The sequence below is a fragment of the Massilia sp. P2_C2 genome, from assembly GCF_056404615.1.
This window is the reverse complement of the sequence record NZ_JBFUDR010000223.1, coordinates 1-10,906: the sequence shown is the minus strand read 5'-3', so window position 1 is coordinate 10,906 and position 10,906 is coordinate 1. Positions and strand designations below refer to the sequence as shown.

At 64.0% G+C, this 10,906-nt stretch carries 10 protein-coding genes; 9 read left to right on the top strand and 1 reads right to left on the bottom strand.

Annotated features, from left to right (window positions below):
- A partial coding sequence (gene map, locus AC1DYX_RS21965) for a type I methionyl aminopeptidase (RefSeq protein ID WP_477262767.1) occupies nt 1-723 on the bottom strand: 723 nt, incomplete at its 3' end.
- Nucleotides 724-989: 266 nt separating this feature from the next.
- Between map and rpsB the strand changes: the two genes are divergently transcribed.
- The 9 genes from rpsB to bamA all read left to right on the top strand — a co-directional run.
- The gene (rpsB, locus tag AC1DYX_RS21960) at nt 990-1,736 is read left to right on the top strand and encodes a 30S ribosomal protein S2 (RefSeq protein WP_477262765.1); all 747 of its coding nucleotides are present in this window, start codon (nt 990-992) and stop codon (nt 1,734-1,736) included.
- A gap of 144 nt (nt 1,737-1,880) precedes the next feature.
- The gene (gene tsf, locus AC1DYX_RS21955; protein WP_477262763.1) at nt 1,881-2,789 is read left to right on the top strand and encodes a translation elongation factor Ts; all 909 of its coding nucleotides are present in this window, start codon (nt 1,881-1,883) and stop codon (nt 2,787-2,789) included.
- A 212-nt stretch (nt 2,790-3,001) separates the two neighbouring features.
- Entirely contained in the window at nt 3,002-3,718 is a 717-nt protein-coding gene (gene pyrH, locus AC1DYX_RS21950; RefSeq protein WP_477262761.1) for a UMP kinase, read from the top strand.
- Nucleotides 3,719-3,746: 28 nt separating this feature from the next.
- Nucleotides 3,747-4,307, top strand: a complete 561-nt coding sequence (gene frr, locus AC1DYX_RS21945) for a ribosome recycling factor (protein ID WP_477262759.1) — start codon at nt 3,747-3,749, stop codon at nt 4,305-4,307.
- Nucleotides 4,308-4,585: 278 nt separating this feature from the next.
- Entirely contained in the window at nt 4,586-5,344 is a 759-nt protein-coding gene (gene uppS, locus AC1DYX_RS21940; RefSeq protein WP_477262757.1) for a polyprenyl diphosphate synthase, read from the top strand.
- The gene (locus AC1DYX_RS21935; RefSeq protein WP_477262755.1) at nt 5,344-6,171 is read left to right on the top strand and encodes a phosphatidate cytidylyltransferase; all 828 of its coding nucleotides are present in this window, start codon (nt 5,344-5,346) and stop codon (nt 6,169-6,171) included. Before uppS ends, AC1DYX_RS21935 begins: the two co-directional genes overlap by 1 nt.
- A 128-nt stretch (nt 6,172-6,299) precedes the next feature.
- Nucleotides 6,300-7,469: a 1-deoxy-D-xylulose-5-phosphate reductoisomerase gene (gene ispC / locus AC1DYX_RS21930; RefSeq protein WP_477262753.1), complete on the top strand. Its 1,170-nt coding sequence runs from the start codon at nt 6,300-6,302 to the stop codon at nt 7,467-7,469.
- 31 nt (nt 7,470-7,500) lie between these two features.
- On the top strand, nt 7,501-8,868 hold the full coding sequence (rseP, locus tag AC1DYX_RS21925) for an RIP metalloprotease RseP (RefSeq protein ID WP_477262751.1): 1,368 nt from the start codon (nt 7,501-7,503) through the stop codon (nt 8,866-8,868).
- A gap of 95 nt (nt 8,869-8,963) precedes the next feature.
- Nucleotides 8,964-10,906: outer membrane protein assembly factor BamA (gene bamA, locus AC1DYX_RS21920; RefSeq protein ID WP_477262749.1), on the top strand; the 1,943-nt coding region annotated here is incomplete at its 3' end.

The window sequence follows — 10,906 nt, the reverse complement described above, 5'->3', positions numbered from 1 at the left end:
GTGTTCCCACTGGGCCGACAGGCTGCGGTCCTTCGTCTTGATGGTCCAGCCGTCCGGCATCTCGCGGATCTCGCGGCGGCCCGCGTTGATCATCGGCTCGATCGTGAAGATCATGCCGGCCTTGAGTTCCTCGCCCGTGCCCGGACGGCCGTAGTGCAGCACCTGCGGTTCCTCATGGAAAACCTTGCCGATGCCATGGCCGCAGAATTCGCGCACGACGGAGTAGCCGGCGTTTTCCGCATGCTGCTGGATCACGTGGCCGATGTCGCCCAGGCGCGCGCCCGGCTTCACCTTGGAAATGCCGAGCCACATGCATTCGTACGTGATCTCCGCCAGGCGGCGTGCCAGCTTCGACGGTTCGCCGATGAAGAACATGCGGCTGTTATCACCATGATAACCATCCTTCGTGATCACGGTGACGTCGATGTTCACGACGTCGCCATTCTTGAGGACCTTGTCGCCTGGAATGCCATGGCAGATCACGTCGTTCACGGACGTGCAGACGGCCTTCGGGAACGGCGGGTAGCCCGGCGGTGCATAGTTCAGCGGCGCCGGGACGGTGCCTTGCACGTTGACCATGTATTCATGGCACAGGCGGTCCAGTTCGCCGGTGGTCACGCCCGGCTTGACGAAGGGGGTGATGTAGTCGAGCACCTCGGCACCGAGGCGGCCGGCGATGCGCATGCCCTCGATGTCTTCCGTGGTCTTGATGGAGATTGCCATGATAATCCGTTCTGCAATGTGTTCTGTATCGCTGATTATATGTGATTCGGTGGCCGGTCGGGCCGCGGCGGGGGAGAGTGCCCGGTGGCAGCGCGGGGCACGGCTGCATGCCCGAGCTTGAAATCCATGTCAAATCCCGCTAGAATCTCGGGTTGCTCGTGTTCGTATCGGGCAAGCTTCATTTTTTAAATCGCGAATGCGGCCGACAAGGGTGCCCGGGAACGGGTGGACTGGCCGTTATTCAAGAACCAACCCTGGAGAATTCAATGTCTGTCACTATGCGCGAAATGCTGGAAGCCGGTGTTCACTTCGGCCACCAGACCCGTTTCTGGAACCCGAAAATGGCACCGTTCATCTTCGGTCATCGCAACAAGATCCACATCATCAACCTGGAAAAAACCATGGCGATGTACCAGGATGCGATGAAAACCATCAAGCAGATCGCCGCCAACCGCGGCACCATCCTGCTGGTGGGCACCAAGCGCCAGGCCCGCGACATCATCGCCGCCGAAGCGCAGCGCGCCGGCGTGCCGTACGTCGACCAGCGCTGGCTGGGCGGCATGCTGACCAACTTCAAGACCATCAAGACCTCGATCAAGCGCCTGAAGGACATGGAAGCCGCCATCGAGTCGGGTGAAGTCGACAAGATGAGCAAGAAAGAAGCGCTGATGTTCTCGCGCGAACTGGTCAAGCTGCAGAAATCGATCGGCGGCATCAAGGACCTGCAGGGCGTGCCGGACGCGATCTTCGTCGTGGACGTCGGCTACCACAAGGGCGCCGTCACCGAAGCCGGCAAGCTGGGCATCCCGGTCATCGGCGTGGTCGACACCAACCACTCGCCGGAAGGCGTGACCCACGTCATCCCGGGTAACGACGACTCGTCGAAGGCCATCACCCTGTACGCACGCGGCGTCGCCGATGCGATCCTGGAAGGCCGCGCCAACGCGACCAACGACGTCGTGGAAGCCATCAAGTCGGCTGACGACTTCGTCGAAGTTTCCGAGCAAGCTTAATTCCCGGCGGGCGTGTGCCCGCTGAGCAGCAAAGGGGCGCCGAGCCTAAGATCGAGCGCCCCTTTTTGCAAGCAATTCCTGGATAGATTAACAATATGCAAGACGTCGCAACCGACGGCTTGCTCCGATTTTAGGAGAAATGACATGGCAGCGATTACTGCAGCGATGGTTGGCGAACTGCGCGCCAAGACCGACGCCCCGATGATGGAATGCAAGAAGGCACTGAACGAAGCCGACGGCGACATGGCACGTGCCGAAGAGATCCTGCGCGTCAAGCTGGGCGGCAAGGCATCGAAAGCGGCATCCCGCATCACCGCTGAAGGCGTTGTGGCCGCCTATGTGGCCGGCAACGTCGGCGCGCTGGTCGAAGTGAACAGCGAAACCGACTTCGTCGCCAAGAACGACGACTTCCTGGCCATGTGCAACCTGGCCGCCAAGCTGGTCGCCGAGAACAACCCGGCCGACGTCGCCGGCCTGGCCGCCCTGCCGGTCGACGGCAAGACCTTCGACGACGTGCGTACGGCACTGATCGGCAAAATCGGCGAGAATATGACGGTTCGCCGCTTCCAGCGCTTCGAAACCACCGGCAAGCTGGCGTCGTACCTGCACGGCACCCGCATCGGCGTGATCGTCGACTACGACGGCGCCGACGAGCAGGTCGGCAAGGATGTCGCGATGCACATCGCCGCGATGAAGCCGGTCGCCCTGTCGGCAGAGCAAGTGCCGGCTGAACTGATCGAAAAAGAGCGCTCGGTTGCTCAGCTGAAAGCCCAGGAAGACGCTGACAAGGCCGTCGCCGAAGGCAAGCAGCCGCAATCGGCCGAGATCGTCGCCAAGCGTATCGACGGTTCCGTGCAGAAGTACCTGAAGGAAGTCTCGCTGTTCAACCAGGCTTTCGTGAAGAACGACAAGCAGAGCGTCGAGCAGATGCTGAAGGCCGCCAACACCACCGTGAAAGCATTCACGATGTACGTGGTCGGCGAAGGCATCGAGAAGAAAGTCGACGACTTTGCAGCGGAAGTGGCGGCCCAGATGGCTGCTGTCAAGCAGTAATAAAGAGAACGGGCCGCAAGGCCCGTTTTTGTAACGGTCGTAGGGTGGGCGCCCCGTGCCCACGCGTGACGTGTGCGTTGTGTTGGCCCGGTGTCGGGCATGTGGACCGCAAGCATACGCGTGGGCTCGTAATCGATGCCGCCGGCATCGATTACCCCACCCTACGTCAGCAATACCCGATTTTGAGTCATCTACATCTAGGAGCCCCATTCATGACAAAACCAGCCTACCAACGAGTCCTCCTCAAACTGTCTGGCGAAGCGCTGATGGGCGACGATCCGTTCGGCATCAACCGCGCCACCATCGAACGCATGGTCGCCGACGTCGCGGAGGTGTCGAAGCTGGGTGTGGAACTGGCAGTGGTGATTGGCGGCGGTAACATCTTCCGCGGCGTCGCGCCGGGTGCGCAGGGCATGGACCGCGCGACCGCCGACTACATGGGCATGCTGGCCACCGTGATGAATGCGCTCGCGCTGGCCGACGCCATGCGCCAGCAGGGCATCACCGCGCGCGTGATGTCGGCCATCGGCATCGAGCAGGTGGTCGAGCCGTACGTGCGCCCGAAGGCGCTGCAATACCTGGAAGAGGGCAAGGTCGTCGTGTTCGCCGCGGGCACCGGCAACCCCTTCTTCACCACCGACACCGCCGCCGCACTGCGCGGTTCGGAAATCTCGGCCGAGATCGTGCTGAAGGCCACCAAGGTCGATGGCGTATATACTGCCGATCCGAAGAAGGATCCGTACGCGACCCGCTACGAATCGATCTCGTTCGACGAGGCGATCTCCAAGCACCTGCAGGTGATGGATGCCACCGCGTTCGCCCTGTGCCGCGACCAGAAGCTGCCGATCAAGGTGTTCTCGATCGTCAAGCCGGGCGCGCTCAAGCGCGTGATCATGGGCGAGGACGAGGGTACACTCGTACACGTTTAATCAATAGTTAGAAACACAGGAGAGCAGCATGTCCGTAGCTGACGTTAAGAAAAATGCCCAGGACAAGATGGTGAAGTCCATCGAGACCCTGCGCAGCAACCTGGCCAAGGTCCGCACCGGCCGCGCCCATACCGGCATCCTGGACCACGTGATGGTCGACTACTATGGTTCGCCGACCGCGCTGCCGATGGTCGCCAACCTGACCTTGATCGACGCCCGCACCATCGGCGTCCAGCCGTATGAAAAGAAAATGCTGAACGTCATCGAAAAGGCGATCCGCGAATCCGACCTGGGCCTGAACCCGTCGTCGTTCGGCGATATCGTCCGCGTACCGACCCCGGCGCTGACGGAAGAGCGCCGCAAGGAAATGGTCAAGCTGTGCAAGTCGGAAGCGGAAGACGCGAAGATCGCCGTCCGCAACGTGCGCCGCGACGCCAACGAACAGCTGAAGAAACTGGTCAAGGACAAGGCGATCTCGGAAGACGACGAGCGCCGCGCCCAGGACGACGTCCAGAAGATGAYCGACAAGGCCGTCGTCGACATCGACAAGCTGGTTGCAGAGAAAGAAAAAGAAGTGATGACTGTTTAAAGGCGCCTCGAAAAACCGTCGCGAGCGGCGGCAATGCAGTTCGAGAAGCACAGCTGTACGCGAGTACAGCGAGCATCGCAGGACTGCAGTGCAACGCGCAGCAGGTTTGTCGACGTGCCTGTATTGCGGCGCAAGGATGCGCCGGGTATCGTTGAGGACGTCGGACCGGCAGGCAAGGCCTGACCGGTCCGTTCCACCTTTTTCAGTCGCCTCGTTGCGACCGCCCGCCCAGCGGGCGACCGCAGTTTTTGTAGATTTCGCCGCCTTCTGGCCAGAATATGATTTTCAAGAGTTCGACCACCGCAGTCCCCGAGGCACCCCAGGTGCCGCGCCACATCGCCATCATCATGGACGGTAACGGCCGCTGGGCGACCAAGCGCCTGCTGCCGCGCGTGGCGGGTCACGTCAAGGGCGTGGACGCCGTGCGCAAGATCGTCGAGGCTTGCGTGGACCGTGGCGTCGAGTACCTGACGCTGTTCGCTTTCTCCTCGGAAAACTGGCGCCGTCCGGCCGACGAGGTGTCGTACCTGATGGGCCTGTTCGTGATGGCGCTCGAGCGCGAAGTGTCGAAGATGCATGCGAATAACATCCGCCTGAAGGTCGTGGGCGATTTGTCGCGCTTCGACGCCAAGCTGCAGGACATGATCGCGAACGCCGAGCGCCGTACCGCCAACAACACGCGCCTGACCGTCACCGTGTGCGCCAACTATGGCGGCCGCTGGGACATCATGCAGGCGACGGGAAAGATGGTCGCGGCCAACCCGGGCGTGACCGAATACACCGAAGAGATGCTGGCCCCGCACCTGGCGATGGCCTATGCGCCGGAGCCCGACCTGTTCATTCGCACCGGCGGCGAAGAGCGCATCTCGAACTTCCTCCTGTGGCAGCTCGCGTATTCCGAGCTGTACTTCACCGACACGTTCTGGCCGGACTTTTCGCCCGAGTCGCTCGACACGGCGATCGCGTCCTACCAGAGCCGGGAGCGCCGCTTCGGCCGCACCGGCGAGCAGGTCGCCAACAAGGTCCAGACAAACTGATGCTCAGAACCCGCGTCATTACCGCCGTCGTGCTGCTGGCAGTGTTGCTGCCAGTCCTTTATATCAACAACTACATGGCGTTCGCGGTCGTGGCGACAGTGTTCTTCGGCGCCGCCATCTGGGAATGCTTCCGGCTGTTCAATCCGGAGACGCACAATGCGCACGTGATCGCGCTCGTCTGGGCTGCCGTGTTCGCGATCTCCGTGTTCACGGGGCACACGAATTTGTCGTTCTGGGCCGCGCTCAGCGTGGCGCTGTGGATCGCCCGCTTCGCACCGTCCCTGAAGATCGGCCTGCCGCCGCTCGGGACGCCCGCGAACACGCTGCTGTCGCTCGTGTACGCGTTCGCCGTCGTCGGCTGCTTCGCCTCCATCGTCTCGCTGTACTCGCACTCGCCGCTGTTCCTGCTGTCCGTCCTGGCGATCGTGTGGGTGGCCGACATCGGCGCCTATTTCGCCGGCAAGGCATTCGGCCGGCGCAAGCTGGCACCCTCGATCTCGCCCGGTAAGTCGTGGGAAGGGGCGATCGGCGGCGGCATCGCCGTGCTCCTGCTGGGCGCCCTGTCGGTCCAGTTCGGCGGCGACGCCTTTGCGACCACCTTCGCCGCACGGGTCCAGCACACGTATGGCTGGCCGGTGCTCGCCGTGGTGCTCGTGCTGATGGTCGCCGCCAGCATCGTCGGCGACCTGTTCGAATCCCAGCTCAAGCGGCGCGCCGGCATGAAGGACAGCAGCAACCTGCTGCCTGGCCATGGCGGCGTGCTCGACCGGATCGACGCGCTCATCCCCGTGCTGCCGCTCGCCGCCCTGATCGGCGCGCGCCTGTAACAAACGGGTCGTTCGGACAGGGCGGGCGCCATCGGGGCGCCTGTCGTGCCAGAATCCCTACATGGCGCCGCTGACCTGTCGTCGCCGTGCCCGTCCATGTTGGAACGACCTTGACAATGGAACGCAACATGCAACGCATCACTATCCTGGGCGCCACCGGTTCGATCGGCGTCTCGACCCTCGACGTGCTCGCACGTCATCCCGACAAATACCGCGTCCACGCCCTGAGCGCGCATGAACGCGTGGACGCCCTCGCTGCCCAATGCCGCGTGTTCCGGCCGCAGCGCGCCGTCGTCGGCACGGCGCAGGCCGCCGTGCGCCTGCGCGACCTGCTGGGGGATCTCCCCGTCGACGTCGCCCACGGCGAGGCGGCGCTGTGCGAGATCGCGTCCAGCCCGGACACCGACACGGTGATGGCTGCCATCGTCGGTGCCGCCGGCCTCGCGCCCACGCTCGCGGCCGCGCGCGCCGGCAAGAAGGTGCTGCTGGCGAACAAGGAAGCGCTCGTGATGTCCGGCCAGCTGTTCATGGATGCCGTGCGGGAACACAAGGCCACCTTGCTGCCCATCGACTCCGAGCACAATGCGATCTTCCAGTCGCTGCCGGCCACGTATTCGAGGTCGCCGGACGCCGCGGGCGTGGCCAAGGTGCTGCTGACGGCATCGGGTGGCCCGTTCCTCCAGCGCGCCGTCGAGACGCTCGAGGCCGTCACGCCGGAAGAAGCGTGCAAGCATCCGAACTGGTCGATGGGCCGCAAGATCTCGGTCGATTCGGCCACGATGATGAACAAGGGCCTGGAAGTGATCGAGGCGCACTGGCTGTTCGGCGCGCCGGCCGACCGCATCGAGGTCGTGATCCACCCGCAAAGCGTGATCCACTCGATGGTGTCGTACGTGGACGGCTCCGTGCTGGCCCAGCTTGGCAATCCGGACATGCGTACCCCGATCGCCCACGCCCTCGCGTTCCCCGAACGGATCGCGTCCGGCGTGGCCCAGCTCGACCTGACGCAATGGGCCGCGCTGGAATTCCACAAGCCGGACTTCGACCGCTTCCCCTGCCTCGCCCTTGCATTCGACGCCTTGCGCGCGGGCGGCACGGCGCCGGCTTTATTGAACGCGGCGAATGAAGTCGCGGTCCAGGCATTCCTGGAGCGCCGTATCGGCTTCCGCGCCATCGACCGCGTCGTACAGCGCGTGATGGACGAGAATCCGCACGGCGCCGCCTGCAGCATCGAGGCCGTCATGGCCCAGGACGCGCGTGCCCGCGACGCGGCCGAACGCATCGTGCATGCGTTGTAGCGATATAAGCGGGCCCTGACGGGAGACAATCATGAACCTGATTCACACCCTGCTGGCATTTGTCCTGGCGCTTGGGCCGCTGATCATTTTTCACGAACTGGGACACTACGTCGTCGCGCGCCTGTGCGGCGTGAAGGTGCTGCGCTTCTCGATCGGCATGGGCCGCATCGTGTGGTCGCGCCGCGTTGGCCCGGACCAGACGGAATGGGCGATCTCGGCGCTGCCCATCGGCGGTTACGTCAAGATGCTCGACGCCCGCGATCCGTCCACGGCGCCCACCGACGACCGTGACCTGCCGCGCGAATTCACGCGGCAGAACGTGTGGAAGCGCATCGCCATCGTGGCCGCGGGCCCCGTCGCCAACTTCATCCTGGCCATCGTCGTGCTGGCCGCGCTGTTCATGCACGGCAAGGAGGAGCCGGGCACGCGCCTGCGGCCGATGGCGCAGGCGTCCGCCGTGTACCAGGCCGGCGTGCGCGGCGGCGACGTCGTCACCGCCGTCAATGGCCGCCCCGTGCAGACGTGGACGGAACTGCGCTGGGAGATCGTGCGCGCCGCCATCGACAAGCATGCGGCCGAACTGACCCTGCGCAGCGCGACCCTCGGGGCGGAGAAGGGGGCGACAAGCGCCGCCCCGTACCGCGCCGTGCTGTCCGCCGACCGCATGGCGAACCTGGATGTCGACGGCGACGTGCTGGCTGCCCTCGGCATGCAGATGTGGCGCCCGCGGCCCGCCGTGGACAAGGTCCTGCCGGACGGCGCCGCCGCGCGCGCGGGCCTGCGCCGGGGCGACCTCGTGCAAACCATCGACGGCAAGCCTGTCATCGATGGCATCGCCTTCGTCGAGGCCGTACGCGGCGCGGCGGGCAAGACCTTGCAGGTGGGCGTGCAGAGGGGCGGCGAGCAGCTCGTACTGCCCCTGACGCCCGAGCGCAACCCGCAGACGGGCAAGGGCCTCGTGAAGCTGGAGATCGCGCAGGCGCCCGAGATGGTGACGGTGAAGGCGGGTCCGCTGGCCGCCGTCGCCAAGGGCGCACAGCGCACGTGGGAGACGAGCGCGATGAGCGTCAAGATGATCGCGCGGATGATCACGGGCGAGGTCTCGCTGAAAAACGTGACCGGTCCGATCACGATTGCGGACGTCGCCGGACAGACGGCGCGCTCGGGCATCGAGCCCTTCCTCGAGTTCATCGCGTTCATCTCGATCAGCCTGGGAGTAATGAATCTGTTACCAATTCCCGTTCTGGACGGTGGCCATTTGCTGTATTATTCGCTGGAAGTTTTGACCGGGCGACCCTTGCCCGCGCGGATCGGCGAGATCGCGCAGCGTGCCGGGGTGGGCCTGCTGTTCATGCTGATGGCGCTTGCCGTCTTCAACGACCTGGTGCGACTGCTCTGAACACACGGCACTCCGATGCGTACGCTGCGCCTGCGGCGGGCGCCGGAGTGCGCTGCTCGTAACGTTGTCCAATGACTGACCCATTGATCTAACCGATGAATTTACAACCCGAACGTTTTGCCCAGCCGCGTTTTGCCTTGCCCTCCCGTCGCAGCATCATCGGCGCAGCCGTGCTGGCCTTGTGTGCCGGCCATGCCGCCGCCGGCGCGCCCTTCGTCGTGAAGGACATCCGGGTCGAAGGCATCCAGCGGACCGAGGCGGGCACGGTGTTCAGCTACCTGCCGGTGCGCGTGGGCGAGACCTTCGACGACGAAAAAGGCACGGCGGCGATCAAGGCGCTGTATGCGACCGGCTTCTTCAAGGACATCCGCCTGGAAGAGGAAAACGGCGTGCTCGTGGTGCTGGTGGAGGAGCGTCCGTCCATCGCGTCCGTCGACTTCACCGGCACCAAGGAATTCGAAAAGGACATGCTCGTCAAGGCGCTGAAGGAAATCGGCGTCGGCGAGACCAAGATCTTCGACAAGGCGTCGGTCGACCGCGCCGAGCAGGAACTCAAGCGCCAGTACCTGTCGCACGGCCTGTACGGCGTCAAGATCACCACGACCGTCACCCCGATCGAACGCAACCGCGTGAACGTGATGTTCAACGTGGACGAGGGCGACATCGCCAAGATCAGGCAGATCAACATCGTCGGCAACAAGGCGTTCTCGGACAAGGAACTGCGCCAGCTGCTGCAGCTGAACACGTCCGGCTGGCTCACCTGGTATTCGAAGGCCGACCAGTATTCCAAGCAAAAGCTGACGGGCGACCTCGAGACCATCAAGTCGTGGTACCTGAATCACGGCTACCTGGAAGTGAACGTCGAATCCACGCAGGTCTCGATCACGCCGGACAAGAAGGACATCTACCTCACCATCAACATCACGGAAGGCGAGAAGTACACCGTCTCCGGCGTCAAGATGGATGGCGAGACGTTCGGCCGCGAGCAGGAACTCAAGAACCTGATTCTCCTGAAACCGGGCCAGACCTATTCCGGCGACCTGCAGGAAGCGTCGAACAAGCGCATCGCCGACCGCCTCGCGAGCTTCGGCTACGCGTTCGCGAACGTCACCGCCAACCCGGAGATCAACCGCGAGAAGCGCGAAGTCGCCTTCACGTTCTTCGTCGACCCGGGCAAGCGCGCCTATGTGCGCCACATGACCATCTCGGGCAACACGATCACCCGCGACGAAGTGATCCGCCGCGAGTTCCGCCAGTTCGAGAGCTCGTGGTACGACCCGAACCGGGTGAAGCTGTCGCGCGACCGCGTCGACCGCCTCGGCTACTTCAAGGACGTGACGGTCGAGACGCCGGAAGCGCAGGGCACCAACGACGCCGTGGACGTGAACATCGCCGTCGTCGAAAAGCCGACCGGTAACTTCATGGTCGGCGGCGCCTTCTCGCAGGCCGAGAAATTCACCTTCACGGCGTCCGTCACGCAGGCCAACTTCGCCGGCAGCGGCAACACGGTCGGCATCGAACTGAACACGAGCCGCTACAACCGCACGATCTCGTTCGCGCAGACCAATCCGTACTTCACGGACGACGGCATCTCGCGCGCCTTCCAGCTGTACCTGCGCACGTCGCGTCCGCCGGCGCTGAACATCGGTTCGTACACCGTGCGCCAGCAGGGCGGCAACCTGACGTTCGGCGTGCCGTTCTCGGAAATCGACACGGTCTACTTCGGCGCGGGCCTGGAGCGCACGCGCCTCGAGACGGACGAAAGCTCGCCGACGCTGTACAAGCAGTTCGTGATGCAGAACTCGAAGGACGCGACGGCGAAGGCGACCGGCGTGGGCGAGGCAACGACGAACGCGATCCCGCTGACCGTGGCCTGGGGCCGCGACTCGCGCGATTCCGCCATCACCCCGACCCGCGGCCGCTACCAGCGCGCCAACCTGGAAATCGACGCCGTCGGCGACGCCAAGTACTACCGCGTGATCTATGAACACCAGTGGTATCGCCCGATCACGCGCTGGATGACGCTGGCGCTGAAAGG